This window comes from Streptomyces sp. MUM 203J (assembly GCF_022414595.1).
Classification (GTDB): Bacteria; Actinomycetota; Actinomycetes; order Streptomycetales; family Streptomycetaceae; genus Streptomyces.
Window position 1 is genome coordinate 1 of sequence record NZ_JADWYO010000009.1, and the last position, 26,388, is coordinate 26,388.

The window sequence follows — 26,388 nt, forward strand, 5'->3', positions numbered from 1 at the left end:
CCGAGCCCGGTCTGCCGTGCGCCGTCGCCGGATCCGCGCACCGGGGCGGGTCTGACGGCACGGCGGGACCCGGCCGTGCCGGCGCCGCCGGAGTGGAGCCGGGTTCCCGCCCGGGTACGGCGCCCCGCTCGGCCTCGCGGGTGCTCTGCGGCGTCTCGGCGGATCCGGGCCGTGCGGGTGTCACCACCGGTGCCGCCCACCGGGGCGGGGCCGGCGGCGGGGTGCCCGGGGGAACCGGTTCCCGCGGGGGTGCGGGAGGCGGGGGCGTGCCGTCGCGACCGGGAACGGCCCGGGGGCGGTTCGGCGGGGCGGCGGGTTCCTGCTGCGGAGGGGTCCGGCGCTGGCGGGGGGCCGTGCGGGGAACCTCGCGTATCGCGCGGAGGGGGGTCGTGGTCTCCGTCGGCGTCTCGGGGCGCCGTGGGCGCGGTGTCTCGGCGCTCATCCGCCCCCCGATCGTTCTCGTGCCTGGACGCCGCCGGGGCAGGCCCGTTCGCCGACGCGTAGCCGTCACTCTAAAGGCTGGACACGCTCGGGCGACAACGCGACCGCAGGTCGGGGCCGTTCTGACCGGAACGTCCCGTCCGCGCCCCCTACCCCCCGGTAGTCGCTTCTGGCACGCTCGGCGCATGACTCCCCCCGTGCTCCCCCGCGCCGCCGACCGGGCCCGCTACGACCGGGCCACCGCCGACCTGGACGCCCCGCTCGCGCTCGTGGACCTGGCGGCCTTCGACGCGAACGCCGACGACCTGGTGCGCCGCGCGGGCGGCAAGCCGGTCCGGGTCGCGAGCAAGTCGGTGCGCTGCCGGGCGCTGCTGGAGCGGGTGCTGGCCCGGCCGGGCTTCGCTGGTGTGATGGCCTTCACGCTGGCGGAGGCTCTGTGGCTGGCCCGCTGCGGTGTGGACGACGTGTTGCTGGCCTATCCGTCCACCGACCGCGCCCGGTACGCGGAGCTGGCTGCCGACCCGAAGCTGGCCCGCGCGGTCACCGTGATGGTGGACGACCCCGCGCAGCTCGGGCTGATCGACTCGGCGCGGGGCGGCGGGCGTGAGGAGGTGCGGGTGTGTCTGGAGCTGGACACGTCGCTGCGGCTGCTGGGCGGGCGGATACGGATCGGGGCGCGCCGTTCGCCGGTGCGGGAGCCCGCGCAACTGGCCGGGCTGGCGCGGTCGGTGCTGCGGCGGCCGGGGTTCCGGCTGGCGGGGCTGATGGCGTACGAGGGCCATGTGGCAGGTGTGGGGGACGCGGTGGCGGCGCGTCCGCTGCGTTCGCACGCGGTGCGGCTGATGCAGTCGGTGGCGCGGCGGGAGCTGGCGGAACGGCGTGCGGCGGCGGTGGCGGCGGTGCGGTCGGTGGCGCCGGACCTGGAGTTCGTGAACGGCGGCGGCACCGGCAGCGTGCAGTTCACGGCCGCCGAGGACGCGGTGACCGAGATCGCCGCGGGTTCCGGTCTGTACGTGCCGCGGCTGTTCGACGACTTCTCGTCGTTCGGCGGCCGTCCGGCCGCGCTGTTCGCCCTGCCGGTGGTGCGCAGGCCGGGTGTGGGCGTGGTGACGGTGCTGGGCGGCGGCTATCCGGCCTCGGGGGCGGCGGGCCGGGACCGGCTGCCGGTGCCGTATCTGCCGGAGGGGCTGCGCTACGACCCGGTGGAGGGGCCGGGCGAGGTGCAGACGCCGCTGCTGGGCTCGCCCGCGGACGACCTGCTGATCGGGGACAAGGTGTGGTTCCGGCACGCGAAGGCGGGCGAGCTGTGTGAGCGGTTCGACCGGCTGCATCTGGTGGAGGGCGACCGCGTGACGGCGGCCGTCCCGACGTACCGCGGCGAGGGCTGCACCTTCCTCTGACCTGCCGCCCCGGCCTTCCTCAGCCGTCGCCCGGGGCGATGCTGCTGCCCACGCCGCCGGTGGAGCCGCCGATCCGCCGGATCCCCTGCGCGATCTCGTCGATCAGCTCCGGCCCGGGCGCGCCCTCGGCCGAGGCGACGGCGAACCGCACGACGACCGGGGTGCCGCCGCCGGTGGGCGACGGGAACACCAGCGACTGGACGTGACCGCCCTCGCCCTTCTCGGTGGTGACCTGCCAGCGCACGAGGTAGCCGGTGCGCCCCGCCGCGACGGCCTGCCGCTGGGCGACCACCTTGTGGGAAGTGATACCGCCATAGGGGGAGTTGCCCAGCGAGTCCTTCCCGAATGCCTCCTCCGCGGCCTTGGAGATGTCCTCCTTCGCCAGCTTCTCGGGGTCGGTCTCGGCGGAGGAGACGGTGCGGGAGCTGACCTGGCCGTACTTGCAGTACCGACTGCCGACGGGGCAGTCGAAGGTCTCCTTGGTGATCATGGTCGCCCCGCTGTACGAGCCGTACTTCGGCTTCTCCCAGCCCTCGGGGACCGGCAGGCTGATGCCGTTGAGCTGGTCGAGCAGCACGGACGGTTCCCCGGCCGGGGAGGCGGAGGGCTCGCGCGGCGGTTCCGGCCCGTCCTTGCCGGTGGCCCGCACCGGGGACTCGGGTGCGGACGCCGGGGGCTGCCTGGACTCCGGGGTGTCCGCGCCGTCCGTCGGCCGCAGCACGACGACGGCGGTGACGGCGACCGCCGCCACGGCGACGGCCGCGGCGGCGATCAGGGCGGCGCGCCGCCCGCGCTTCGGTGGGATGACGACGGCCGCGGGCTGCGCCTGCACCGGTCCACCGCCCGCCGGGCGGGTGTGCGCGGTCCACGCGGTTCCGTCCCACCAGCGCTCGACGGCGGGGGTGGAGGGATCCGGGTACCAGCCCGGCGGTGTCGTCATGCTCACGCGGTCAGCCTAGTCACCGGTCACAGCGGGGTGACGTAGGCACCCGAGATCCCGCCATCCACCAGGAAGTCGGTCGCGTTCACGAACGACGAGTCGTCGCTGGCCAGGAACGCCACCGCCGCCGCGATCTCCTCCGCCTCCGCGAACCGGCCGACCGGGATGTGCACGAGCCGCCGCGCGGCCCGTTCCGGGTCCTTCGCGAACAGCTCCCGCAGCAGCGGGGTGTTGACCGGCCCCGGGCACAGGGCGTTGACCCGGATGCCCTCACGGGCGAACTGCACGCCCAGCTCGCGGGACATGGCGAGGACGCCGCCCTTGGAGGCGGTGTACGAGATCTGCGAGGTGGCCGCGCCCATGACGGCCACGAAGGACGCGGTGTTGATGATGGATCCCCTCCCCTGACGGCGCATGTAGGGGATGGCGGCCTTGCAGCACAGGTACACGGACGTGAGGTTGACGTCCTGGACGCGCTTCCAGGCCTCCAGGCCGGTCTCCAGGATGGAGTCGTCGTCGGGGGGTGAGATGCCCGCGTTGTTGAAGGCCGTGTCGACGCTGCCGTAGGTGTCGTACGCGGTCCTGAACAGTGCCTCGACCTGCTCGGGGTCGGTGACGTCGACGCGCACGAAGAGGCCTCCGACCTCGTCGGCGGCGGCCTTCCCGGCCTTCTCGTCGATGTCGCCGCACACGACGTGGGCACCTTCGGAGGCGAGGCGGCGGGCGGCGGCGAGGCCGATGCCGCTGCCCGCGCCGGTGATGACGGCGGTACGGCCGACGAGGCGGCGGCAGAGGGACGGGTTCTCGGTCATGGTGGGTCAGCCTTCCGTGCTGCCGGGGACGCTGCTGATGAAGACGTTCTTGGTCTCGGTGAAGGCGGCGAGGGCGTCGGGGCCCAGCTCGCGGCCGATGCCCGAGTGCTTGTAGCCGCCGAAGGGGGTCCAGTAGCGGACGCTGGCGTGGGAGTTGACGGACAGGTTCCCGGCCTGGACGGCCTGCGAGACCCGCAGGGCACGGCCCACGTCCCGAGTCCACAGGGAGCCGGACAGGCCGTAGTCGGTGGCGTTGGCGAGGCGTACGGCGTCGGCCTCGTCGTCGAAGGGGAGGACGACGGCGACGGGTCCGAAGATCTCCTCGGTGGCGGCGGGCGCGTCGGGTGCGAGCCCGGTGAGGACGGTGGGCGGGTACCAGAACCCGGGGCCGTCGGGAGCGCTGCCCCGGATGGCACCGGCGCCGGCGGTGCCGTCCTCGGGGACGTAGGACCGCACACGGTCGAGCTGCGCACGGGAGATGAGCGGTCCCATCTGGGTCTGCTCGTCGCCGGGGTCACCGACGACGACCTTCTCGACGGCGGGCGCGAGGAGTTCGAGGAACCGGTCGTACGCGCCGCGCTGCACGAGAATGCGGGTACGGGCGCAGCAGTCCTGGCCGCTGTTGTCCAGGAAGGACATGGGCGCGGCGAGGGCTGCGGCTTCCAGGTCGGCGTCCGCGAAGACGATGTTCGGGCTCTTGCCGCCGAGTTCGAGAGTGACGCGCTTCATGTGCGTGGCGCATCGGGCCATGACCGCCCTGCCGACGCCGGCCGAGCCGGTGAATACGATCTTCGCGACGCCCGGGTGGTCGACGAGCGCCGCCCCGGCGACGGGACCCCGTCCGGGGAGGACCTGGAAGAGGTGCTCGGGAAGACCCGCCTCCACGGCGAGTCCGGCCAGGCGGAGAGCGGTCAGAGGGGTCGTCTCGGCGGGCTTGAGCAGAACGGCGTTGCCCGCGGCGAGGGCCGGGGCGGCGCCCCAGGCGGCGATGGGCAGGGGGAAGTTCCACGGGGCGATGACGCCGACGACGCCGAGAGGTTCGAGGAAGGTGACGTCGATGCCGCCGGGGACGGGGATCTGGCGTCCGGTCAGCCGCTCCACTCCCCCGGCGCTGTAGTCGAGGAGGTCGCGTACGTTTCCGGCTTCCCAGCGGGCGTTGCCGAGAACGTGGCCCGCCTCGCGGACCTCCAGGAGGGCGAGTTCCTCCAGGTGCTCGTCGACGGTCACGGCGAAGCGGCGCAGCAGCCGGGCCCGGTCGGCGGGGGCGAGGGCGGCCCAGATGCGCTGGGCGGCGGCGGCCCGCGCGACGGCGGTGTCCACGTCGGCGGCCGTTGCGGCGGGGACGGTGGCGATGACCTCCTCGGTGGCGGGGTTGAGCACGTCGAGCACGTCGGGCACGTCAGGTGCGGTCAAGGGTCGGTCCTCACATGCGTTCGAAGGAGCGGCGCAGTTCCCAGTCGGTGACGGCGGCGTCGAAGGCGGCCAGTTCGACGCGGGCCATGTTGTGGTAGTGGGCGACGACCTCGTCGCCGAAGGCGTCCTTGGCGAGGGGGCTGGTCTCCCACAGTTCGGCGGCCTCGCGCAGCGTGGCGGGGACGTGCGCGTAGTCGCCCGTGTAGGCGTTCCCGGCGCAGGGCTCGGGCAGTTCGAGCCGCTGCTCGATGCCGTGCAGCCCTGCGGCGATCAGTCCGGCCACGGCGAGGTACGGGTTGACGTCGCCGCCCGGGAGGCGGTTCTCGAACCGGGTGGAGGGACCGTGGCCGACGACCCGCAGGGCGCAGGTGCGGTTGTCGTGGCCCCAGGCGACGGCGGTGGGGGCGAAGGAGCCGGGCTGGAACCTCTTGTATGAGTTGATGTTCGGGGCGTAGAGGAGGGAGAAGTCCCGCAGCGCGGCGAGCTGCCCGGCGAGGAAGTGCCGCATCACCGGCGACAGGGCGGCTGCGGTGCCCACGGGCCCGTCCCCGGCCATCACGTTGCGCCCGTCGGCGTCCTGGAGGGAGAGGTGGATGTGGCAGGAATTGCCCTCGCGCTCGTCGTACTTGGCCATGAAGGTGAGCGCGACGCCCTCCTGGGCGGCGATCTCCTTGGCGCCGGTCTTGTAGAGGGCGTGCTGGTCGCAGGTGGTGAGGGCCTCGGCGTAGCGGAAGGCGATCTCGTGCTGGCCGGGGTTGCACTCGCCCTTGGCGGACTCGACGGTGAGCCCCGCGCCCGCCATGTCGTTGCGGATCCGGCGCAGCAGGGGCTCGACCCGGCCGGTGCCGAGGATCGAGTAGTCGACGTTGTACTGGTTGGCGGGGGTGAGGCCCCGGTAGCCGGTGTCCCAGGCCTGTTCGTAGGTGTCCTTGAAGACGATGAACTCCAGCTCGGTGCCCACGTGGGCGGTGAACCCGTGGGCGGCGAGCCGGTCGAGCTGGCGGCGCAGGATCTGGCGGGGCGAGGCCACGACGGGCGCCCCGTCGTGCCAGGCGAGGTCCGCGAGGAGCAGGGCGGTGCCGGGGTGCCAGGGGACACGGCGGAGGGTGAAGGGGTCGGGACGCAGCGCGAAGTCCCCGTATCCGCTGGACCAGGAGGACATCGCGTAGCCGTCGACGGTGTTCATCTCGGCGTCGACGGCGAGGAGGTAGTTGCAGCCCTCGGTACCGTGCTCCAGCACCTCGTCGAGGAAGAAGGGCGCAGCGAACCGCTTGCCCTGGAGGCGGCCCTGCATGTCGGGGAAGGCCAGGACGACGGTGTCGATCTCGCCGCCCGCGACGAGGGCGCGCAGCGCGTCGACGGTCAGCGGGGGTGTGCGGTCTGCCACGGGGTGGGTCCTCCTTGGATCAGCCGGAAGCCATAAGGTATGGGTGACAACCATTTCTTGGGAAGGGGGTGCGGCCGGATGCCCGAAGAGACGCCCGAACGGGGGCAGGCGGCTGATCCGCTGACGCCGGTGCTGCGGCCGGTGCGGGCGGGCAACGGGTTCGAGGAGGCCCTGGAGCAGATCCTCCAGGTCGTGCGGCTGGGGCTGGTCCCGCCGGGCGAGCGGCTGCCCGCCGAGCGGGAGCTGGCGGAGCGCATGGGCATCAGCCGGGTGACGCTGCGCGAGGTGCTGAAGGTGCTCCAGGAGCAGGGGCTGGTCGACTCCCGGCGCGGCCGGTACGGCGGGACGTTCGTGCTGCGCGGCGACCGGGCACCCGGCGAGGAGGAGCTGCGGCGGCGGATCGCGGCCGTCGACCTGGAGGACGCGCTGCGGTTCCGGGAGGTGCTGGAGGTGGGCGCGGCCGGGCTGTGCGCGGTGGAGGGCCTGGCCGGCGAGGACGCCGAGCGGCTGCGGAAGGCGCTGCGCGCCACACACGACGCGCCGCTGGACGACTACCGCCGCCGGGACACCCTGCTGCACCTGACACTGGCCGAGCTGTCCGGCTCCCAGACCCTGACGGCGCAGTACGCGGCGGTCCGGGCGACGGTCAACGACCTGCTCGACGGCATCCCCCTGCTCGTGCGGAACCTGGAGCACGCCCAGCACCAGCACGACGCGCTGGTGGAGGCGGTGCTGGAGGGCGACGCGGAGGCGGCGCGGGAGGTGGCGCGGGAGCACTGCGCCGGGACGGCGGCGCTGCTGCGCGGGTTCCTGGCGTGAGGGCCGCCGGAGCCCGTCCGGGCGGCGCGTAACCCGAAAGTAACGCACGGGGCTTGCGTTTCGGCCGCGCTCGCCGCAAAGGTATGGGGCCATTCCATTGGGCTGGACCCGAGGCGGGGAGCTGACGCTGCCATGACGCTGGAAGACACCACAGGCACCACGGGGAGCGGGACGGGCCCCGCCGACGACTACCTGAAACGCCGCGCGCTGCGGCAGGGCAGCGCCGGATGGCTGCTGCTCACCGGGCTCGGCGTCGGGTACGTCGTCTCCGGTGACTACTCCGGCTGGAACATCGGCCTGGCCGAAGGCGGTTTCGGCGGGCTGGCCGTCGCCATGGTGCTGATGGGCACGATGTACGCGTGCCTGGTCTTCTCGCTGGCCGAGCTGTCCGCGATCCTGCCCTCGGCGGGCGGCGGCTACGGCTTCGCGCGCCGCGCACTGGGCACCTGGGGCGGCTTCCTCACCGGCACGGCGATCCTCATCGAGTACATCCTGGCCCCCGCGGCCATCGCCATCTTCATCGGGGACTACGTCGAGTCGCTGGGCCTGTTCGGCCTGACCTCCGGCTGGCCGGTCTACCTGGCCTGCTTCGCGGTGTTCATCGGCATCCACCTGTGGGGCGTGGGCGAGGCACTGCGCTTCAGCCTGATCGTCACGGCCATCGCGGTGGCGGCACTGCTGATCTTCGCGGTGGGCGCGTTCACCGAGTTCCGCGCGTCGACCCTGACCGACATCCCGGTGAGCGCGGACGCTTTCGGTGCGAACTCCTGGCTCCCCTACGGCCTGCTGGGCATCTGGGCGGCGTTCCCGTTCGGCATGTGGTTCTTCCTCGGCGTGGAGGGTGTGCCGCTGGCAGCGGAGGAGGCCAAGGACCCGGTGAGGTCGATGCCCAGGGCGATGTCGCTGTCGATGGCGGTGCTGATCCTGCTGGCCGTGGTGACGTTCTTCGCGGCGACGGGTGCGCGGGGCGCGGCGGCGATCCAGGACGCGGGCAACCCGCTGGTGGTGGCGCTGGAGGGCGACGGCGGCCCGACGCCCCTGAGCCGCTTCGTCAACTACGCCGGACTGGCGGGCCTGGTGGCCTCCTTCTTCTCCCTGATCTACGCGGGCTCACGCCAGCTGTTCGCGCTCTCCCGGGCGGGCTACCTGCCCCGCTTCCTGTCCCTGACCAGCCGCCGGAAGTCCCCGTACCTGGGGCTCCTGATCCCGGGCGCGCTCGGCTTCGCGCTGGCCGCCGGGACCGGGGACGGGGCGCGGATGCTGAACATGGCGGTGTTCGGCGCGACCATCTCGTACGCCCTGATGGCGCTGTCCCACATCGTGCTGCGCCGCCGGGAGCCGCACCTGGAGCGCCCGTACCGCACGCCCGGCGGAGTGCTGACCTCGTCGGTCGCGTTCGTTCTCGCGCTCGCGGCGCTGGTGGCGACGTTCCTGGTGGACAAGGACGCGGCGTTCGTGGCGCTGGGGGTCTATGTGATCGCGGTGGCGTACTTCGCGTTCTACAGTCGGCATCGCCTGGTCGCGAGCGCGCCGGAGGAGGAGTTCGCGGCGCTGGCCGCGGCCGAGGCGGAGTTGGACCGCGCGTGAGAGGAGCCGGTGTGGCCGGGCCGCTGATCGGTGTGACGACGTATCTGGACCCGGCGAAGTGGGGGGCGTGGGCCATGCCCGCCGCGCTGCTGCCCGCGGCGTACCCTCGGCTGGTCCAGGCTGCGGGCGGGCTGGCGGCGATGCTCCCGCCCGACGCCCCGCGGGCGGCGGCCCCGGTGGTGGCACGGCTGGACGGGCTGGTCGTCGCGGGCGGCGCGGACGTGGAGCCCGTTCGGTACGGGGCGGCACCCGACCCGCGTACGGGCCCGCCCGCGCGGGAGCGGGACGGGTGGGAACTGGCCCTGATCGAGGCGGCGTTGGCCTCGGGCACACCGCTGCTGGGCATCTGCCGGGGTATGCAGCTGCTGAATGTCGCGCTCGGCGGCAGCCTCGTACAGCACCTGGACGGCCACGCCGCCGGGGTCGGCCGCTTCGGCGCCCACACCGTGAAGCCGGTCCCGGGGACGCGGTACGCCTCCCTGGTCCCCGAGGCGACGGAGGTCCCCACCTACCACCACCAGGCGGTGGAGCTTCTGGGCCGGGGCCTGGAGCCGTCCGCGTACGCGGAGGACGGAACGGTCGAGGCGCTCGAACTGCCGGGCGGGGCGTGGGCTCTGGGCGTCCAGTGGCACCCGGAGATGGGCGAGGACACCCGGGTGATGGCGGGGCTGGTGCGCGCGGCGGGCGCGTGAGCAGGCGGCCCCGCCCTCGCGCCTTCCGGTGACCGGGGGCTTCGCACCCCGGTCACCGTGGGCGCGCCTTCGGCGCTCCTCCTCAGGGTCCGGACGGCTCGGACCGGCGCCCGGGGTCCCCTGTGCGAAGAGCCTGGGGGAACTCGCGGAGCGGGAGCTCGGGGGCGGCGTCCCGGGTCCGGGGAAGGGGCGGCAGGGGACACCGGACGGCCCCGCACCCGCGCGGGTCACCGCGCCCGCGACAGCGACAGCAGGTCACGCGCCGGCCCGGTCGGCCGAGGCCCCCGCGGCCACACCGCCCGCAGCGCCCTGCGCAGGTCGACGCCCTCGACCGGCACCTCCACCAGGCGGCGCGACGCCAGCTCCTCCGTCACGGCCAGTTCGCTCAGCACCGCCGGCCCCGCCCCGCTCACCGCCGCCGCCTTGACCGCGGTCGTCGACGCCAGTTCGAGCAGCGGCGCCGCCAGTCCTCCGTGCCCCGCCAGTGCCGAGTCCAGTACCTGACGCGTCCCCGATCCGTACTCCCGCAGCACCAACGGCATCGCCGCCAGCTCCGCGGGCGTGACCGGAACCCGTCGCCGCGACCACCGGTGCCCCGGCGCCGCGACGACGACGAGCCGGTCATGGGCGACGACCACACCCTGCAGCCCGTCCGGCACGGACAGCCCCTCCACGTATCCCAGGTCCGCCTCGCCCGCCACCAGCAGCGCCGCCACCGCCGCCGAGTTGCCCGCCTGGAGCGACACGGCCGTGTCGGGGCGGTCCGCCCGCAGGGCGATGAGCCACCCGGGCAGCAGGTACTCGGCGATGGTCATGGACGCGGCCACCCGCAGCCGCGAGTCGCGCCGGTCCCGCAGCGCCTGCGCACCCGCGTCGAAAGCCTCGGCCGCCTCGACGACCCGCCGCGCCCAGTCGGTGACGAGCGCGCCCGCGTCGGTGAGCCGGGAGCCGCGTGGCGAGCGGTCGACCAGGGCGACGCCCAACTGCCGCTCCATGGAGCGGATGCGGCTGCTGGCGGCCGGCTGCGTGATGCCGACCTCGCGCGCCGCCCGGCCGAGGCTGCCGTGCCGGGCGACGGCGAGCAGAAGTTCCAGGGCGCCGAGATCAGGCACACGATGCGACAGGCTCATAACCACAGTTTATGGGGTCATAGCAGGAAGGTCCCTGGTCAGGCGGTTGCACGGCAGTGAGAGTGAGAGTCATGTCCACGACGCTCGTACGCCCACGCCCCCTTCGCCAGACCCGGCACGCCGCTCCCGGGGTCCGCCATCTCGGTCCCAACTGGTACGCGGTGGTGATGGGCACCGCGATGGTCGGCACAGCGGGCGCCGGGCTCCCCCTGCCCCTCCCGCGCACCCTCTGGGTGGCCCTGTGGGCGCTGGCCGCGGCGATGCTGGCGGCCCTGCTGGCGGCCCGCGCGGTGCACTGGGCGCGCCACCGGGACCAGGCTCGGGCACATCTGCTGGATCCGGCGGTGGCGCCGTTCTACGGGTGTCTGGCGATGGCGCTGCTGGCGGTCGGTGGCGGGGCCCTGGCGGTGGGCCCTCCCGCCGTCGGCGCGGGCGCGGCCGTGGCGCTGGCCGCGGTGCTGTTCGCCGCCGGTACGGTGACCGGTCTCGCGACGGCCGTGGTGATCCCGTACCTGATGGTCGTCCGGTACCGGATCGGCGCCGGGGACGCGTCGCCGGTGTGGCTGCTGCCGGTGGTGCCGCCGATGGTGTCGGCGGCGGTCGGCCCGCAGCTGGTGCCGCATCTGCCCGAGGGACAGGCGCGGGCGACGATGCTCGCGGTGTGCCTGGGCCTGTTCGGGGTCGGTCTGCTGGCGGTCCTGCTGGTCCTGCCGCTGGTGTTCGGCCGTCTCCTGGTGGGCGGGGAGCCGCCGACGGCGGCGGCTCCGGCGCTGCTGCTGGTGCTGGGGCCGCTGGGCCAGTCGACGACGGCGGCGAGCGCCCTGGCGGACGCGGCGCCCTCGTTCCCGTACGCCGCCGGGCTCGCCGTGCTGTACGGGACACCGGTCACGGGCTTCGCGTTGCTGTGGCTGGCATGGGCGGGGGCGCTGGTGGTGCGGGCGCTGCGGCGGGGGATGCGGTTCGCGATGACGTGGTGGGCGTTCACCTTCCCGGTGGGGACGTGCGTGACGGGTCTTGAGGGGCTGGCGCGGCACACCGGACTCGCGGCGCCCCGCTGGCTGGCGGTGGGTCTGTTCGCCCTGCTGGCGGCGGGATGGCTGGCGGCGGCGTCGGGGACGGTGCGGGGCCTGGTCAGCGGAGCGCTGCCCGCAGGGCCCGGTCCAGCACAGCAGGGGCCGCGGCCAGGGAGGGCCCGTACCAGGTGAGGTGCCGTCCGTCGACGAGCGCGGCGGGCAGCCCGGGGAACGCCTCGGGGCCGTCGGCGGCGGTGAACCGGTAGGGCTCGTCGGGCAGCACGACCAGATCGGCGCCGCTCGCCCGCAGCTCGCCGAGCGGCACGCGCGGATAGCGGTCGGGGTGACCGGCGTACAGGTTGTCCACCCCGAGCCGGGCGAGCAGGTCACCGGCGAAGGTGTCCCTGCCGAGCACCATCCAGGGCCTCCGCCAGACCGGCACGACGGCGCCGAGCGCTGGGCCCTCGGTCCGCACGGCGGCCCACGCCGCCTCGGCCTCGTCGAGCCAGCGCGGCCGGGAGGCGACCCCGCAGGCCCGCAGGACGCGCTCCAGTTCGGCCAGCGCCTGCTCCAGGTCGCGTACCTCGGTGACCAGCACGTCGATACCGGCCTCGCGCAGGGCCGCGAGGTCGGGCGCCCGGTTCTCCTCCTCGTTGGCGACGACGAGGTCGGGCCGGAGCCCGGTGATCAGCCCGGCATCCGGGTTCTTGGTCCCGCCGACCCGCGTGACGTCGAGATCGGCCGGGTGGCTGCACCAGTCGGTGGCGCCGACCAGCAGGCCGGGCGCGGACACGGCCACGGCCTCGGTGAGCGACGGCACCAGCGACACGACCCGCGGGGTCCGGCCCCGGCGGATCACCGCCCCGTCTCCATGTGCGGCGCCACGGCGACGACGAGGAGCCGCGTGTCGGGCGCGGAGGCACGCCAGCGGTGGCGCACCCCGCCGGACAGGTGCATGGTGTCGCCCCGCTCCAGCCGGTAGGCGCGGCCCTCGGCCTCCACCTCCACGGTGCCGTCCGCGACGTACAGCAGCGCGTCGTTGCGCAGGACGAGCTCCCGTCCCGCGTCGTGCTCGCCGGTGAACTCCTCGGCGTGCAGCTGGTGCTCGCCGCGGACCAGGGGGCGCGCGCCGGAGTCGGCGGCGGGGTCCCGGCTGCCCGCGTCGGCGCGTACGACGTCGACGGTACGGGCGGTGTCGGCGGCATCGAGCAGTTCGGGGGCAGTGGTCTTCAACGCCTCCGCGATGCACTCCAGCGACCGGGCGCTGGGGCGGGCGCGCTCGTTCTCGACCTGGCTGAGAAAGGGCACGGACAGGCCGCTGCGCTCGGCGACCGCCGCGAGGGTGAGCGACAGCGCGCGGCGCCTTCTGCGCACGGCCGCACCCACCCGGGGCGCGTCCTTGTCGTCACCCGGCCGGGGCGTCTCCTTGTCGTCGTGCATGTTTCCCTCCCTTCCCTCCCTGCTCTCTCCACCTTACGCAGCACGGGTACCGCCGAGTAGCACAATCGGCCGAAGCGGGCGGCTGCCAGTGCGGTACGGCATGATGCGGGATGTGACGCGACGCCTGATGCTGCTGGACACCGCTTCCCTGTACTTCCGGGCCTATTTCGGGGTCCCCGACACGGTGAGGGCCCCGGACGGGACGCCGGTGAACGCCGTGCGCGGGCTGCTGGACTTCATCGCCCGGCTGGTGCAGGACCACCGGCCGGACGAGCTGGTGGCCTGCATGGACGCGGACTGGCGCCCGGCCTGGCGGGTGGCGCTGATCCCCACGTACAAGGCGCACCGCGTCGCTGTGGAGACGCCGGCCGGGCGGCCGGACGAGGAGGAGGTGCCCGACACCCTCTCCCCCCAGGTCCCGGTGATCGAGCAGGTACTGGACGCGCTGGGCATCGCGCGTGTGGGCGTCGCCGGGTACGAGGCGGACGACGTGATCGGCACGCTGACGGCCGGGGCACGGGGCCCGGTGGACATCGTGACCGGCGACCGGGACCTGTACCAGCTGGTGGACGACGCGCGCGGGGTGCGGGTGCTGTACCCGCTGAAGGGCGTCGGGACGCTCCAGGCGGTGGACGAGGCCTGGCTGCGCGGGAAGTACGGCGTGGACGGCGCGGGCTACGCGGACCTGGCCCTCCTCCGCGGTGACCCCAGCGACGGCCTGCCGGGCGTCCCGGGCATCGGCGAGAAGACGGCGGCCAAGCTGCTCGCGGCCTTCGGTGACCTGGCCGGAATCATGGCGGCGCTGGACGACCCGGCGGCCGGACTCACCCCGTCGCAGCGCAGACGGCTGGACGAGGCCCGCGACTACGTGGCGGTCGCCCCGAAGGTCGTCCGGGTCGCGAGCGACGTCCCGCTGCCGCCGTTCGACCCGGAGCTGCCGAAGGAGCCGCGCGACCCGGTGGCGCTGGGAGAGCTGGCGCACCGCTGGGGCCTGGGCGGGTCGCTGGACCGTGTGCTCACGGCCCTCCCCGGCTGACCACCCACGGAGGTGTTAGCTTAGCCATACCTAAGTGATAGTCAGTCGAGACGGGAGAGCCGCCGTGGCATCGGAACAGTCGGCCCGCAAGGCACCGCGGGCCCATGAGGCCCGGGTAGTGCGCACCGAGCGGATCGCCCCGCACATGGTGCGGATCGTGCTCGGCGGCGACGGGCTGGCGGCGTTCGCCACGGCGGGCTGGACGGACCACTACGTGAAGCTGCTGTTCCCACCGGACGGGGTCACGTACCCGGAGCCGTTCGACATCGAGCGGATCCGCGCGGAGCTGCCCCGGGACCAGTGGCCCGCGCAGCGCACGTACACGGTCCGGGCGTGGGACGAGGCGCAGCGCGAGCTGACGGTCGACTTCGTCGTCCACGGCGACGAGGGCCTCGCCGGCCCGTGGGCGGCGCGCGCCGTCGTCGGCGACACGGTACGGCTCCTGGGCCCGGGCGGCGGGTACGCGCCGGACCCGGAGGCGGACTGGCACCTCCTGGCGGGCGACGAGAGCGCGCTCCCGGCCATCGCCGCGTCGCTGGAGCGGCTGCCGGAGGGCGCGGTGGCGTACGCGTTCATCGAGGTGGCCGAGCCGGACGACGAGCTGAAGATCGCCGCACCCGGGAGCGCTCGGGTCCACTGGCTGCCGCGGCGGGGCCGACCGGTCGGCGAGGCCCTGGTCGCGGCGGTCCGCGCCCTGGACTTCCCGCCCGGAGACGTCCACGCCTTCGTCCACGGCGAGGCCGCCGCCGTCAGGGAACTGCGCCGCCACCTCCGCCTGGACCGCGGCGTCCCCCTGAACCGCCTGTCCATCTCGGGCTACTGGCGTCTCGGCAAGACCGACGAGGCCTGGCGCGCGGTGAAGCGCGAATGGAACGCCCGGATCGAAAAGGAACAGGAAGCCGCGTAGCCCTGTGGGGCGCGGGCCCGGGCGGCGGGCCGCGCCCCTGCTGCGGCACACGCCGCGCCGAGAGCGGAACGGGTGGGCACGGCGGGACCGCCCCCGTGCCCGCGGAACCCTCGCCCGGCGGCCCGCACCCCGCCACGCCCGCAGTGACTGCGTGAGCCGGGGCGCCCCGCTGCGGGGAGACGCTTCTCCCCGGGCACCCGCCGCGGGGCCACTCCAGGGCGCGAGGATTCCGCCCTGCTCAGCGGCGGCCCGCCGTTCGGGCGAAGCCGAGAACGCGCAGGCCCGTTGGCGGGCGGGCACGGGGCCGGCCCCGTGGCCCGAGGATCCCGGCCCGGCCCGCACAGGCCGTCCCGCCCTCCCCGGCACGGACGGGTCGGGGCCGCTACGGGGCCCGCCTCCTCACGACGGCCTCCGCGGGCCCCACCCACGGCGGCCCCCGTCACCGCCCATCGCGGCGGGGGCGTGCCTGTACGCATACCCCCACGCCGGGCGGCCCGGAGGGCGGCGCCCCCACGCTCAGCCCGCACCCGTCCCGTACCGGCGCGCCGACGCGTCGACATGCGCCAGCAGCCTCAGCGACGTGAACACCGCGTCGCCCACCACCGTGCCCACCACTGCGGCCTCCACCAGGTCCTCCCGCTCCACCTCGCGCGCGATGTACGCGAGGTCCGTCTCCGCGACCCGTTCCGCCGCCTGCGCGTACGCGTCCAGGTTCAGTTCGGCGAACCGCTCGTGCCCCAGGCGCCGCAGGGCCGCCAGCGCGGCGGTCAGGGACCCGTACGCGGGGTGGTCCTTGTACGCCACCCACCCCCGCCGGGCGATGAGCGCCGCGACCTCCTGCTCGGCCACCTCCAGATCCGCGTCCGACTCCGCCTTCACCTCCGGCACGACATGCCCGTGCGCCGCACCGAGCACCTTGTGCACGGGCCGCGACGGATCCTCCACCGCCGTCACGACCTCCCGCACCCCCGACACCGAGAGCCCGCCGACGTCGATCAGCGCCCGGATCAGCTTCAGCCGGCGCACGTGCGACTCGTCGTAGCTGGCCTGGTTGGGGCTGCTCAGCTGTCCGGCGGGCAGCAGCCCCTCCCGGACGTAGTACTTGATCGTCGGCACCGAGACCCCGGTCCGACGGCTCAACTCACCCACGCGCACTCCGCGCTCACCTCCCGTTTCCACTCCCGCCCTTGCCAGGGCGACACCCCATCATAGATAGTGTCGCTATCGGATAGTGGAGAGTGCCACTATCCATAGTGCCTCTATCCATGATGCCAACGGGGGGTCACCCATGCCCGATGCACCTGCCGCACCGACCCGGCTTCACCGGCCTCTGGTCGTGGTCTCCGCCGCCATGGCGGTCGTCGCCGTCGCCTGCGCGGTCGGGCTGGCCGTCGACGACCGGACCCTGGTCGGCATGCCGATCTGGAACAAGCCCTTCAAGTTCGCGGTGTCCTTCGTCGCCTACGGCCTGTCCATGGCCTGGATCCTGTCGCTGCTCCCCCGCCACCGCCCCGGCGCCCGGCGTGCCGGCTGGTGGTCCGGCTCCGCCCTCGCCGTGGCGATGGTCGTGGAGATGCTGCTCATCGCGGGGCAGGCGTTCCGGGGGCGGCAGAGCCACTTCAACAACGCGACACCGCTCGACGCGGCCGTGTACCAGACCATGGGCGGGTTCTCCCTGGTCCTCTGGGCCGGCACCTTCGCCGTCGGCGTCCTGCTCTTCCGGGCCCGCCTCGCGGACCGCGCCTCTGCCTGGACGCTCCGTGCGGGCGTCGTGCTGTCCCTCGCGGGCGGCGCGGTCGGCGGCCTGATGGGCATGCCCGCGCCCGGTCAGCAGCCCGGGGTGTCGGACCTGCTCGGCGCACACAGCGTGGGCGTGCCCGACGGCGGCCCGGGCCTGCCGCTGACCGGCTGGTCCACCGTCGGCGGGGACCTGCGCGTCCCGCACTTCGTCGGCCTGCACGCCCTGCAGGTACTGCCCCTGGTGCTGCTGGCCCTGGCCGCCCTCGCGCCGCGCTTCCCCCGCCTGGCGGACCCGCTCGTACGGCTGCGCCTGACGGTGACGGCCTGCACCGCGTACGGGGCGCTGCTCGCCCTCCTCATCTGGCAGGCCCTGCGCGGCCGGCCGCTGACCGGTCCGGACACGCCCACCCTGGTGGCCGCCGCCGTCGTCCTGCTGCTCACCGCAGCCGGGGCCTTCGCCTCACTGCGTACCGCACCGGGCCAGGCGGAGCCGCCCCGGGCCGAGTCCGCCCGCGCGTTCGAGCGCGCGCTCTGACCCGGCGGGCACACGGGTCGCGGCCCCTGCCCGACCGGGCAGGGGCCGCGATTCTCCTGAGCTGTCGTCAGCCCACCGAGCTGTACGCCACCACGCCCCGCAGCAACCCGTCCACGGCCTTGCGGGCGTTCCTCGCGACCGTGCTGCCCTCCGAAGGCGCCGCTGCCGCGATCTGGCCGAGCACGTCGATGACCTGCTTGCACCAGCGCACGAAGTCGCCCGCCGGCATCTCCGCCTCACGCAGCACCTCGTCCAGGCCCTTGCCGGACGCCCACTGGTGGACCGCCCAGGCGAACCCCATGTCCGGCTCGCGCTGGCCCACGCCCTCCGCCTGATTGATCCGGAAGTCCTCCTCCAGACCGTCCAGCCGGCCCCAGATCCGCACCATCTCGCCCAGTGCGGCCTTCGCCTGGCCCGAGGGCAGCTTCGGCGCCACCGCGTCGTCCGACTGCCGCGCCTCGTAGACGAGCGCCGACACGCAGGAAGCCAGGTCCGCCGGACCGAGCCCCTCCCAGACGCCCTCGCGCAGGCACTCGCTGGCCAGCAGGTCCAGCTCCCCGTACAGCCGGGCCAGCCGCTTGCCGTGCTCGGTGACCTCATCGCCGCGCAGGTAGTCCAGCTCCGTCAGCAGTGCCACGATCCGGTCGAAGGTGCGGGCGATGGTGTTCGTCCGTCCCTCGATGCGCCGCTCCAGCTGCCGGGTGTCCCGCTGCAGCCGGTGGTAGCGCTCGGCCCAGCGGGCGTGGTCCTCCCGCTCGTCGCAGCCGTGGCAGGGGTGGGCCCGAAGCTCCTTGCGCAGCCGCGCGATCTCCCGGTCGTCGACGGCCTCGGAGCGGCGCTTGCGGTGCCGCTCCGGCACCAGGTGCCCGGCCTTGGTGCGCAGCGCGGACGCCAGGTCGCGGCGCGACTGCGGGGAGCGCGGGTTGAAGGAACGGGGGATCCGCATCCGCTCGACCGGCTCCACCGGCACCGGAAAGTCGATCGAGGCCAGCCGCTTGACCTGCCGCTCGGCGGTGAGCACCAGCGGCCGCGGCCCGTCGTGGTACTCCAGCCCCCGGTGCCCGTTGGACCGCCCGCCCGGCAGGCCGGGGTCCAGGACGAGGGCCAGGCCCGCGAACTTGCCGGTCGGCACATGGATCACGTCACCGGGCTTGAGCCGCTCCAGCGCAGTGGCCGCGGCGGCCCGCCGCTGTGCGGCGCCCTGCTTGGCCAGCTCGTTCTCCCGGTCCTTCAGGTCGCGGCGCAGCCGGGCGTACTCCTCGAAGTCCCCGAGGTGACAGGTCATGCCCTCCCGGTAGCCCTCCAGGCCCTCCTCGTTGCGCTGCACCTGCCGGGAGATGCCGACCACCGAGCGGTCGGCCTGGAACTGGGCGAAGGACGTCTCCAGCAGCTCGCGCGAGCGGTGCCGGCCGAACTGGTCGACCAGGTTGACCGCCATGTTGTACGACGGCTTGAAACTGGACCGCAGCGGGTAAGTGCGCGTACCGGCCAGGCCCGCGAGGTGGCCCGGGTCCATGCCGCGCTGCCACAGCACCACCGCGTGGCCCTCGACGTCGATGCCGCGCCGCCCGGCCCGGCCGGTGAGCTGGGTGTACTCGCCGGGCGTGATGTCGGCGTGCTGCTCGCCGTTCCACTTGACGAGCTTCTCCAGCACCACCGAGCGGGCGGGCATGTTGATGCCGAGCGCCAGCGTCTCGGTGGCGAACACGGCCTTGACCAGGCCCTGTACGAACAGCTCCTCGACGACCTCCTTGAAGGTCGGCAGCATGCCGGCGTGGTGCGCGGCGATGCCCCGCTCCAGGCCTTCCAGCCATTCGTAGTAGCCGAGGACGTGCAGGTCCTCGGACGGGATGGAGGCCGTGCGCTCCTCGACGATCTCGCGGACCCGGTGACGGGCCTCCTCGTCGTTGAGCCGCAGCCCCGCGTACAGGCACTGCTGGACGGCGGACTCGCAGCCCGCGCGGCTGAAGATGAACGTGATGGCGGGCAGCAGACCCTCGGCGTCGAGCCGCTCGACGACCTCGGCGCGGCCGGGCGTCCAGATCCGCGACCGCTGGCGGCGCTCCCGCTCCCGGTCGGCCTCGCGGACCATCTTGCCCCGCCGCCGGTCGCGGGGGTTGTACGTGCGCGAGTTCTCCATCCGCGCGAGGCGCAGGAGATCGGGGTTGACCTCGCGGCGGGCGACCCCCCGGCCTCCGTGGTCGGTCTCCTCCTCGAAGAGGTCGTAGATCCGGCGTCCGGCCAGCACGTGCTGCCACAGCGGAACGGGACGGCTCTCGGAGACGATCACCTCGGTGTCCCCGCGGACGGTGTCCAGCCAGTCACCGAACTCCTCGGCGTTGGACACGGTCGCGGAGAGCGACACCAGGGTCACCGACTCGGGAAGGTGGATGATCACCTCTTCCCAGACGGCGCCGCGGAACCGGTCGGAGAGGTAGTGGACCTCGTCCATCACCACGTAGCCGAGGCCGCTGAGCGTCTGCGAGCCCGCGTACAGCATGTTGCGGAGCACCTCGGTGGTCATCACGACCACGGGCGCGTCGGAGTTGACGCTGTTGTCGCCGGTCAGCAGGCCGACCTTGGCGGGGCCGTAGCGTTTGACGAGGTCGGTGTACTTCTGGTTCGAGAGCGCCTTGATCGGCGTCGTGTAGAAGCACTTGCGGCCCTGCTCCAGGGCGAGGTGGACGGCGAACTCACCGACGATGGTCTTGCCCGAGCCGGTGGGAGCGGCTACGAGCACGCCCTTGCCGTCCTCCAGGGCACGGCAGGACTCGATCTGGAAGGGGTCCAGCTCGAAGTCGTAGAGCTCGCGGAAGGCGTGAAGCGCGGTGGCCTGCTCGGCAGCCCGGCGGCGGGCTGCCGCGTACCGTTCCGCTGGTGTGAGGTGGTCGTCTGTCATCTTGCCATCGAGCCTACCCGGCGGCGCCGACAGTCAGCTCAGCGTTTATTCGACCTTGTTCACGGCGCCGCCGCCCCGGCCTCCGGACGCGGGCGGGGGCGGCGGCCGGGTGCCTCAGGTGATGTCGTCGTATCCGTTCAGCCGCTTCCCGCTGGAGCCGTCGGCCTCACCGCTCGCCTGCTCGGGCAGCATCCGTGCGCCGCCCACCGGGTCGGCGGGGCCGACGTCCTCGGGGGTCAGGTCCAGCGTGGACGCCTCGTCGTCGGCCAGTTCGGGCCCCTCGCGGCGCCGCCTGCGCCGGTCGTTGAGCAGCGCGACCGCGACGGCCGAGAAGTACAGGGCGGTCATGGGAACGGCCAGGACGATCATCGACAGGACGTCGGTGGGGGTCACCAGCGCCGAGAAGATCGCGATGCACATGATCATGGTTCGCCACCAGCCGAGCATCCGCCTGCCGCTGATCACACCGCCGAGGTTGAGCAGGACGAGCAGAAGCGGGAGCTGGAAGGCGATACCGAAGGCGAGGACCAGCTTGACCGTCATGCCGATCATGTCGTCCACGGTGACCAGGCTCTGCGAGCCGTCGATGCTGAAACTCAGCATGATCGGCACGGCCTTCGGCAGGATCCAGTACGCGAGCCAGGCACCGGCCATGAACAGCGGCACGCCGAGTGCGACGGTCGAGACCGCGTACTTCTTCTCGTGCCTGTGGAGGCCCGGCGCGATGAACGCCCACAGCTGGTAGAGCCACACGGGGCAGGAGGCGACGAGGGCGGCCATCACGGCCACCTTGACGAAGGTCGCGAGAGGCGAGGTGATGCCGATCTGCGTGAGCACCGCGCAGCGGCCGGCCTGCGCGGCCGGGTCGTCCCCGCTCGTGCAGACGGGTACGGGCTCGCTCAGGAACTCCGCGATGGGCTTGGCGAAGAACAGGGCCACGACGAACAGCGGCACGAAGGCCAGGAGCGCCTTGACGAGCCGGTCGCGCAGTTCGCGCAGATGCTCGACGAGGGGCATCCGCCCCTCGGGGTCCTTGGTCTTCTTGTCCTTCTTGCGGGCAGACTTGAGCAACCCACGTCCCTTGTCTCGTCGAAGGCAGCCGCCCGACCGGGCGGACTGTCCACTTCCCTACGGTCTGCATTCTCCGGGGGACAGCCCCCGGCCCCCAGCCGGACAGGCGGGCGTCAGCCCTGCGTGGTGTGCTTCGGCTCCTCGACGGGGCGGGCGGACGCGACGTCACCCGGGGCGGCCTGGATGGTCCGCGGCGAGGCGGTCTGCTCGGCGGTGCCGGCGGTGCCCTGCGCGTCGCCCTTGGCAGAGTTGTCGGTCTTCATGGCGGCGGCCTCGCTCTTCAGGATGCGGGCCGACTTGCCCAGCGAACGGGCCACGTCCGGCAGCTTCTTGGCGCCGAACAGCAGCACGATGATCCCCACCACGATGAGCAGCTGCCAGATGCCGACGTTCTGAAACCCCATGACTGCCTACCTTCTGACCGAGGTCGTCTGAACCGGGACAGTGTGGGCGCAGATCATGAAAAGCCGCCCGCACGAGTAGTCATCGTAACCCTGGCGGGTAAACGCGCGGCAATGCCCCGGCGTCCCTCCGGCGGTCGCGCATATGGCCTCGTACCTGGGCGTTCAGCCCCGGAGATCAGGCGTTTCCGCGGCCGGGCAGGGACTCCCCGGTGCGGGCCAGGCCGGTGGCCGCGCGCTCCAGGTCGTCGGCGGCGCGGCCGAGCCGCTGTGTGGCGTCGGTCACTTGACGGCCGAGGCGGCGGGCCTCGATGAACACCCGGATACCGAGGACGCCGAGGACGGCGATCCCGAGAAACCCCAGGGCGACGGCGAGCATGGGCCAGAGCATGCGCAGAGCCTAGTCCCTGTCAGACGCACGCCCGACAGGAGCCGGACGCAGGCCGGTCGCAGCCGGTCGCGGGTCAGACCGTCGAGTGGAGCCGCAGCGTCCGCACCCCACCGCCGGTGAGGAGCTCGATGATCCGCTCCCCGGCGGGCTTGCGGACGGCGGAGCCGCACTCGGGACAGGTGAAGGAGTAGAAGGTGGTACGGCGGCTCGCGCCGATGGCGAGGCGCAGCGATCCCGCCGCGAGTTCGAGGCGGGCGCGGCACTCGGGGCAGGCGGCCTTGAACACGACCGCGCCGCGCTGTGCCGGGACTCCGGGCAGCAGCGAGCGCCCGGCCCTGTCTCGCATGTCACCCATGTCTCCGCTCTCCCTTCTTCCCCGCCTCCGCACGGTGTCCGACGGCACACGCCGCCTCGGCCCCGGCCGCGACGGCATCGGCCGCCTCCACGCCGAGCGCGCCGTGACGGACCGCCCCCGTACCGGGCACGACGGCATCCGTCACCACACCGGACTCCCCCGTGTCGTACGTCACCGCGCGGACCGCCGCCCCGGTGTGCGTCCCCGGTCCGACCGCCGCCGATGGGGCGTCACGCCGCCGCCTCGTCGTACGCGGCCAGCGCCTCCCGCGCGGCGAGGCGGGCGCTCTCCGCGAGCCCGGCCGGGGCGGTGATCCGCCCGTCCCGGCCCAGCCGCAGCGCCAGCCGCCGCAGGGACGCCGGGTCCGGGGTGCGGAGCGTGATCCTGAGCCCGCCGTCGGGCAGCTCCTCCGCCTTGTCGTGCGGGTAGTACTCCGCGACCCACCGTCCCCCGGGACCGACCTCCACGACGACCTCCGGATCGTCGGCGGACGGCTGGACCAGGCCCTCGGACAGGTCCCGCAGCTCGATCTCGGGCGGCGCGGACGGCGCGTCCAGCAGCCGGATCTCGGCCACCCGGTCCAGCCGGAAGGTGCGTCGCGCCTCCGACAGCCGGCACCACGCCTCCATGTAGGTGTGGCCCACGGCGAACAGCCGGATCGGGTCCACCTCACGCTCGGTGAGCTCGTCGCGGGCGGGCGAGTAGTAGCGCAGCCACAGCCGCCGCCGTTCGGAGATGGCCCGGTCGACCTCCGCGAACACTCCGCCCTCGGCCTCGAAGGTCACCGACAGCCGGGAGCTGGCGCCCGCCGCCTCCCCGGCCGCGGCCTCCAGCTTGGCGGTGGCCCGCAGCAGCGCCTCGCGGTCGCCCTCGCGCAGCCCCGGGAGTGTGGCCACGGCCCGGGCGGCGACCAGCAGGGCGGTGGCCTCGTCGGCGGCGAGGCGCAGCGGCGCGGCCACGTCGTCGGGGTTGTGCCACCAGATCTGCTCGCCGTCCGTGTCGATGTCGAGCAGGTCACCGCCCCGGAAGCTGGTGCCGCACATGGGCAGCACGTCGAGGTCCGCGATCAGCTCGGCCTCGGTGATGCCGAAGGCGCGGGCCACGTCCCCGACGTGTGCACCGGGGCGTTCCCGCAGATAGGTCACCAGGGAGAGCATCCGCCTGGTCTGGTCGATCGCGTTGGGCGCCATCGCTCGCTCGTCCGTCCGTTTCCTTCAGCAGTTCCTGGCTGTCCCTGAGCAGTACGTCCCCGAGGGGCGACGGGCTCAGCGGCCCCCGGCGACGGCCCGCAGCCGCTCCACCACTTCGGCCCGGAGGTCGGCGGGCTCCCGGACGACGACATCCGGGCCGAACTCGACCAGCCAGGCGTCCAGCCCGTGCCCGTACGGGATCTCCAGCTCGTCCCAGCCGTCCCCGGCGTCGCGCACGGACAGGGCGCGGGCGCGCAGCGGATATCCGCAGCCCGCGCGCAGCCGGATCCGTGCGGTACGGGTCGCGCTCTCCCCGGCCCAGCGTTCCACGGTCTCGCGGACGGTGGACACGTCCGGCACGGGCGCGGTGTACTTCCCCGCCCGGGAGCGGACCTTGCCGCTGATCCGGGACAGCCGGAAGACCCGTTCGGCACCCCGGTCGCGGTCCCAGCCCGCCAGGTACCAGTGGCCGCGCCAGCACTCCAGGGTCCAGGGCTCGACCTGCCGGTTCTCGGCGTGGGCGGCGTTGGACCTGCGGTAGGGGAAGACGACGGGGCGCCGGTCGCGGCAGGCGAGCATGAGGGGCTCGAACGCGGCCTCGTGCACGGGGATGCGCGGTTCGAGCGCGCCCGCCCGGTCCTCGTAGGGGTCGTCGGCCTCGGGCATCCCGGCGGCGCGCAGCTTCTGGAGGGCGCCGCTGGCGGCTCCGGCGAGCCGGGCCTGCTGCCACACCTTGGCGGCCAGACCGAGGGCGGCGGCCTCCTCGGCGTCGAGCTGGACGGGCGGGAGGCGGTTGGAGTCCCGGCGGGCGAGGTAGCCGGTCTCACCCTCCAGGTTCTCCACGGTCTCGATGACCAGGCCCAGCTCCCGCAGGTCGTCCTTGTCCCGCTCGAACATGCGGTTGAAGGAGTCCTCGGAGGTCTGGGCGGCGCCGTCCCCGTGGCCGAACGCCTCCCGGTAGGCCTCGATGGAGCCGCGCAGTTCCCGTTTGCTGAGCGGTCTGCCGGTGCCCAGCAGGCACAGCGCGAGATTCATCAGCCGCTCGGCCTTGGCAATGGCCATCGACGCCCAGCACCTCTTCGTATGGAGTCACTATCGCGAGTCACTATCGCCCGATGACCGTACCGCCCCGGGGTGTCCCGGGAAAAGTCGCCCCCGTGTCGGCCCGAACGGGAGTCGCGGCAGACGAACACCAGGTCGCGGCCGGGGAGTCCGGCGGTCCGTGGGCCGGGAGGAAGCCACGAGGGCCCGCGCCGGGAGGCGCGGGCCCTCGATCGGCTCCGAGCGGACACCCGGGCCGGATTCAGACGGCCACGAGGTCGCAGACGAAGATCAGCGTCTCGCCGGGCGCGATCCGGCCGCCACCGGCTCCGCGGTCGCCGTAGGCCAGGTGCGGCGGGATGACCAGCTTGCGGCGGCCTCCGACCTTCATGCCCTGCACGCCCCGGTCCCAGCCCTGGATGACCTGACCGGCACCGAGCTGGAACTCCAGCGGCTTGCCGCGGTTCCAGGAGGCGTCGAACTCCTCACCCGTGGAGAAGGAGACACCCACGTAGTGGACCTTCACCATGGCACCGGCCTTGGCCTCGGGGCCCTCGCCCTCCCAGATGTCCTGGATCTCCAGGTCCTTCGGCGCCGGGCCCTCCGGGAAGTCGATCTCCGGCTTGTCGATGTTCACGAACGTGCTCCTGTTGATCGCGTGTGCACAACCTGCACAGTCTTACATCTCCGCCACTGACGCGAAGACAGGCTCACACCTTCGCCAGGATGTCGAGCGAGAACACCAGCGTGGAGTTGGCCGGGATGGCCCCGGACTCCTGGTCTCCGTAGCCGAGGTCCGGCGGCACCACCAGCATGACGCGGCTGCCGACCTTCTTGCCGGTGAGGCCGTCCTGCCAGCCCTTGATGAGCTGCTGGAGCGGGAACTCGGCGAGCTCGCCGCGCGCGTAGGTGGAGTCGAACTCCTTGCCGCCGTCCCAGAGGACGCCCTTGTACTGGAGGAGCAGCTTGTCCTCCAGCTTCACCTCGGGGCCGTCGCCCTCCAGGATGTACTGCGAGACGAGCTTCTTGGGCGCGTCGGCCTTCGGCACCGTGATCTCGGGCGCCTTGCCGTCGGTGTTGGTGCCGACCTCGGGAAGTTTCGCGTCGCTCTGCGCGACCTCCTCGCCCTTGGCGGAGCTCTTGCCGTTGAAGGTGTCCCGGACGTCGATGACGAACACCATGGTGTCGGTGCCCTTGATGCCGGGGCGCCCCTCGGAGCCGTATCCGAGCGCCGGCGGGATCGCCATCTCGACGCGGCTGCCGACCTTCTTCCCGGCCAGGCCGATCCGCCAGCCGTCGATCACGCTGCCCTGCTGGAGCCGGATGACCAGCGGCTCCCCCCGGTCGTACGAGTTGTCGAAGACCTGCGCCGTGTCCCAGATCTGGCCCAGGTAGTCGGCCTGCACGTAGTCGCCCTCCGCGACCGAGGTGCCCGAGCCGGGCAGCACCGTCTTCACGGCCAGATCCGTGGACGGCTTGCCGGGGCCCTTCGCCACGGTCGGCTTCTCACCGAACTTCGTCCCGGCCGTGATCTCCGGCAGCGGACCGTCCACGACCTTCGCGCTCGCCGTGGGCGAGGCCTCGGCGGACGGGCTGTCACCGGGCTGGGCCTTGTCTGAGCTGCCGTCACCGCAGCCCGCGAGCGTGAGCAGGCCGGCGGGCACGGTGAGAAGAAGGGAGCGACGACGCACGGGAAGCCTCGTATCTGGTCGGTGGTCGGTCTTGCGGTTGACGTGCGCGCCACTTTA

25 protein-coding genes are annotated in these 26,388 nt (G+C 73.5%); 8 read left to right on the forward strand and 17 right to left on the reverse strand.

All coding sequences use genetic code 11. From position 1 onward, the window contains the following. The first annotated feature begins 638 nt into the window (after positions 1 to 638). Complete coding sequence (locus tag I3F58_RS07605) at positions 639 to 1,841, forward strand: amino acid deaminase/aldolase (protein WP_240107600.1); 1,203 nt, start codon at positions 639 to 641, stop codon at positions 1,839 to 1,841. A gap of 19 nt (positions 1,842 to 1,860) precedes the next feature. Here I3F58_RS07605 and I3F58_RS07610 read toward each other — a convergent pair whose 3' ends face one another. From I3F58_RS07610 to I3F58_RS07625, 4 genes are read right to left on the reverse strand one after another with little or no spacing between them, the layout of a single operon-like run. Further along, a complete protein-coding gene (locus I3F58_RS07610; RefSeq protein ID WP_275678275.1) occupies positions 1,861 to 2,781 on the reverse strand; it encodes a DUF2510 domain-containing protein in 921 nt (306 codons plus the stop codon). Positions 2,782 to 2,807: 26 nt separating this feature from the next. Next, positions 2,808 to 3,593, reverse strand: coding sequence for a 3-oxoacyl-ACP reductase (locus I3F58_RS07615; RefSeq protein WP_240107487.1), 786 nt, complete (start codon positions 3,591 to 3,593; stop codon positions 2,808 to 2,810). Between the two features lie 6 nt (positions 3,594 to 3,599). Then, on the reverse strand, positions 3,600 to 5,006 hold the full coding sequence (locus I3F58_RS07620; protein ID WP_240107488.1) for an aldehyde dehydrogenase: 1,407 nt from the start codon (positions 5,004 to 5,006) through the stop codon (positions 3,600 to 3,602). Positions 5,007 to 5,016: 10 nt separating this feature from the next. Next, entirely contained in the window at positions 5,017 to 6,393 is a 1,377-nt protein-coding gene (locus I3F58_RS07625) for a glutamine synthetase family protein (RefSeq protein ID WP_240107489.1), read from the reverse strand. A 78-nt stretch (positions 6,394 to 6,471) separates the two neighbouring features. Here I3F58_RS07625 and I3F58_RS07630 point away from each other — a divergent pair, with 78 nt between their 5' ends. The 3 genes from I3F58_RS07630 (at position 6,472) to I3F58_RS07640 (ending at position 9,491) form a co-directional block, all read left to right on the forward strand. Further along, the gene (locus I3F58_RS07630) at positions 6,472 to 7,212 is read left to right on the forward strand and encodes a FadR/GntR family transcriptional regulator (protein WP_240107490.1); all 741 of its coding nucleotides are present in this window, start codon (positions 6,472 to 6,474) and stop codon (positions 7,210 to 7,212) included. 132 nt (positions 7,213 to 7,344) lie between these two features. Continuing rightward, entirely contained in the window at positions 7,345 to 8,799 is a 1,455-nt protein-coding gene (eat, locus tag I3F58_RS07635) for an ethanolamine permease (protein ID WP_240107491.1), read from the forward strand. 11 nt (positions 8,800 to 8,810) lie between these two features. Continuing rightward, positions 8,811 to 9,491 carry a gamma-glutamyl-gamma-aminobutyrate hydrolase family protein gene (locus tag I3F58_RS07640; protein ID WP_240107492.1) on the forward strand — a complete coding sequence of 227 codons (681 nt, stop codon included), beginning with the start codon at positions 8,811 to 8,813 and terminating at the stop codon, positions 9,489 to 9,491. A 227-nt stretch (positions 9,492 to 9,718) separates the two neighbouring features. Here the strand turns inward: I3F58_RS07640 and I3F58_RS07645 are convergent, their stop codons facing one another. After that, complete coding sequence (locus tag I3F58_RS07645) at positions 9,719 to 10,621, reverse strand: LysR family transcriptional regulator (protein ID WP_240107493.1); 903 nt, start codon at positions 10,619 to 10,621, stop codon at positions 9,719 to 9,721. A 71-nt stretch (positions 10,622 to 10,692) separates the two neighbouring features. Between I3F58_RS07645 and I3F58_RS07650 the strand changes: the two genes are divergently transcribed. Continuing rightward, a complete protein-coding gene (locus tag I3F58_RS07650) occupies positions 10,693 to 11,826 on the forward strand; it encodes a C4-dicarboxylate ABC transporter (RefSeq protein ID WP_240107494.1) in 1,134 nt (377 codons plus the stop codon). Here I3F58_RS07650 and I3F58_RS07655 read toward each other — a convergent pair. Next, entirely contained in the window at positions 11,753 to 12,493 is a 741-nt protein-coding gene (locus I3F58_RS07655; protein WP_240107495.1) for a helical backbone metal receptor, read from the reverse strand. The genes I3F58_RS07650 and I3F58_RS07655 overlap by 74 nt on opposite strands. Next, entirely contained in the window at positions 12,490 to 13,074 is a 585-nt protein-coding gene (locus I3F58_RS07660; protein ID WP_240107496.1) for a helix-turn-helix domain-containing protein, read from the reverse strand. The genes I3F58_RS07655 and I3F58_RS07660 overlap by 4 nt, the downstream gene beginning before the upstream one ends. Positions 13,075 to 13,201: 127 nt before the next feature. Between I3F58_RS07660 and I3F58_RS07665 the strand changes: the two genes are divergently transcribed. Continuing rightward, positions 13,202 to 14,110, forward strand: coding sequence for a 5'-3' exonuclease (locus I3F58_RS07665; protein ID WP_240107601.1), 909 nt, complete (start codon positions 13,202 to 13,204; stop codon positions 14,108 to 14,110). Between the two features lie 64 nt (positions 14,111 to 14,174). Further along, positions 14,175 to 15,017, forward strand: coding sequence for a siderophore-interacting protein (locus I3F58_RS07670; protein ID WP_240107497.1), 843 nt, complete (start codon positions 14,175 to 14,177; stop codon positions 15,015 to 15,017). Between the two features lie 516 nt (positions 15,018 to 15,533). On the opposite strand, the gene I3F58_RS07675 is transcribed toward I3F58_RS07670, so the two are convergent. Further along, positions 15,534 to 16,172 carry a MerR family transcriptional regulator gene (locus tag I3F58_RS07675; protein WP_240107498.1) on the reverse strand — a complete coding sequence of 213 codons (639 nt, stop codon included), beginning with the start codon at positions 16,170 to 16,172 and terminating at the stop codon, positions 15,534 to 15,536. 133 nt (positions 16,173 to 16,305) lie between these two features. On the opposite strand from I3F58_RS07675, the gene I3F58_RS07680 reads away from it, so the two are divergent. After that, complete coding sequence (locus I3F58_RS07680; RefSeq protein ID WP_240107499.1) at positions 16,306 to 17,292, forward strand: hypothetical protein; 987 nt, start codon at positions 16,306 to 16,308, stop codon at positions 17,290 to 17,292. A gap of 67 nt (positions 17,293 to 17,359) precedes the next feature. On the opposite strand, the gene I3F58_RS07685 is transcribed toward I3F58_RS07680, so the two are convergent. The 9 genes from I3F58_RS07685 to I3F58_RS07725 all read right to left on the reverse strand — a co-directional run bounded on the left by I3F58_RS07685 (position 17,360) and on the right by I3F58_RS07725 (position 26,331). Next, the gene (locus I3F58_RS07685; protein ID WP_240107500.1) at positions 17,360 to 20,191 is read right to left on the reverse strand and encodes an RNA helicase; all 2,832 of its coding nucleotides are present in this window, start codon (positions 20,189 to 20,191) and stop codon (positions 17,360 to 17,362) included. Between the two features lie 114 nt (positions 20,192 to 20,305). After that, the gene (gene tatC, locus I3F58_RS07690; protein WP_240107501.1) at positions 20,306 to 21,262 is read right to left on the reverse strand and encodes a twin-arginine translocase subunit TatC; all 957 of its coding nucleotides are present in this window, start codon (positions 21,260 to 21,262) and stop codon (positions 20,306 to 20,308) included. A 113-nt stretch (positions 21,263 to 21,375) separates the two neighbouring features. After that, the gene (gene tatA / locus I3F58_RS07695; protein WP_240107502.1) at positions 21,376 to 21,666 is read right to left on the reverse strand and encodes a Sec-independent protein translocase subunit TatA; all 291 of its coding nucleotides are present in this window, start codon (positions 21,664 to 21,666) and stop codon (positions 21,376 to 21,378) included. Positions 21,667 to 21,841: 175 nt separating this feature from the next. Beyond that, positions 21,842 to 22,054 (reverse strand): hypothetical protein, encoded by a 213-nt coding sequence (locus tag I3F58_RS07700; RefSeq protein ID WP_240107503.1) that lies wholly within the window; start codon positions 22,052 to 22,054, stop codon positions 21,842 to 21,844. A 73-nt stretch (positions 22,055 to 22,127) separates the two neighbouring features. Continuing rightward, entirely contained in the window at positions 22,128 to 22,400 is a 273-nt protein-coding gene (locus tag I3F58_RS07705; RefSeq protein WP_240107602.1) for a hypothetical protein, read from the reverse strand. 239 nt (positions 22,401 to 22,639) lie between these two features. Beyond that, positions 22,640 to 23,599, reverse strand: coding sequence for a YafY family protein (locus I3F58_RS07710; protein ID WP_240107504.1), 960 nt, complete (start codon positions 23,597 to 23,599; stop codon positions 22,640 to 22,642). A gap of 75 nt (positions 23,600 to 23,674) precedes the next feature. Beyond that, positions 23,675 to 24,661, reverse strand: coding sequence for a YafY family protein (locus I3F58_RS07715; RefSeq protein ID WP_240107505.1), 987 nt, complete (start codon positions 24,659 to 24,661; stop codon positions 23,675 to 23,677). Between the two features lie 241 nt (positions 24,662 to 24,902). Next, positions 24,903 to 25,277, reverse strand: a complete 375-nt coding sequence (locus I3F58_RS07720; protein WP_240107506.1) for an FKBP-type peptidyl-prolyl cis-trans isomerase — start codon at positions 25,275 to 25,277, stop codon at positions 24,903 to 24,905. A gap of 73 nt (positions 25,278 to 25,350) precedes the next feature. Continuing rightward, positions 25,351 to 26,331 carry an FKBP-type peptidyl-prolyl cis-trans isomerase gene (locus tag I3F58_RS07725; RefSeq protein ID WP_240107507.1) on the reverse strand — a complete coding sequence of 327 codons (981 nt, stop codon included), beginning with the start codon at positions 26,329 to 26,331 and terminating at the stop codon, positions 25,351 to 25,353. Between the last annotated feature and the right edge of the window lie 57 nt (positions 26,332 to 26,388).

Excerpts from the sequence above, each read along its gene's own strand:
- I3F58_RS07610 (WP_275678275.1), bottom strand. The coding sequence starts at position 2,781 with ATGACGACACCGCCGGGCTGGTACCCGGATCCCTCCACCCCCGCCGTC.
- I3F58_RS07615 (WP_240107487.1), bottom strand. The coding sequence starts at position 3,593 with ATGACCGAGAACCCGTCCCTCTGCCGCCGCCTCGTCGGCCGTACCGCC.
- I3F58_RS07630 (WP_240107490.1), top strand. The coding sequence starts at position 6,472 with ATGCCCGAAGAGACGCCCGAACGGGGGCAGGCGGCTGATCCGCTGACG.
- eat (WP_240107491.1), top strand. The coding sequence starts at position 7,345 with ATGACGCTGGAAGACACCACAGGCACCACGGGGAGCGGGACGGGCCCC.
- I3F58_RS07645 (WP_240107493.1), bottom strand. The coding sequence starts at position 10,621 with ATGAGCCTGTCGCATCGTGTGCCTGATCTCGGCGCCCTGGAACTTCTG.
- I3F58_RS07650 (WP_240107494.1), top strand. The coding sequence starts at position 10,693 with ATGTCCACGACGCTCGTACGCCCACGCCCCCTTCGCCAGACCCGGCAC.
- I3F58_RS07660 (WP_240107496.1), bottom strand. The coding sequence starts at position 13,074 with ATGCACGACGACAAGGAGACGCCCCGGCCGGGTGACGACAAGGACGCG.
- I3F58_RS07665 (WP_240107601.1), top strand. The coding sequence starts at position 13,202 with ATGCTGCTGGACACCGCTTCCCTGTACTTCCGGGCCTATTTCGGGGTC.
- I3F58_RS07680 (WP_240107499.1), top strand. The coding sequence starts at position 16,306 with ATGCCCGATGCACCTGCCGCACCGACCCGGCTTCACCGGCCTCTGGTC.
- I3F58_RS07685 (WP_240107500.1), bottom strand. The coding sequence starts at position 20,191 with ATGACAGACGACCACCTCACACCAGCGGAACGGTACGCGGCAGCCCGC.
- tatA (WP_240107502.1), bottom strand. The coding sequence starts at position 21,666 with ATGGGGTTTCAGAACGTCGGCATCTGGCAGCTGCTCATCGTGGTGGGG.
- I3F58_RS07700 (WP_240107503.1), bottom strand. The coding sequence starts at position 22,054 with ATGCTCTGGCCCATGCTCGCCGTCGCCCTGGGGTTTCTCGGGATCGCC.
- I3F58_RS07705 (WP_240107602.1), bottom strand. The coding sequence starts at position 22,400 with ATGCGAGACAGGGCCGGGCGCTCGCTGCTGCCCGGAGTCCCGGCACAG.
- I3F58_RS07710 (WP_240107504.1), bottom strand. The coding sequence starts at position 23,599 with ATGGCGCCCAACGCGATCGACCAGACCAGGCGGATGCTCTCCCTGGTG.
- I3F58_RS07715 (WP_240107505.1), bottom strand. The coding sequence starts at position 24,661 with ATGGCCATTGCCAAGGCCGAGCGGCTGATGAATCTCGCGCTGTGCCTG.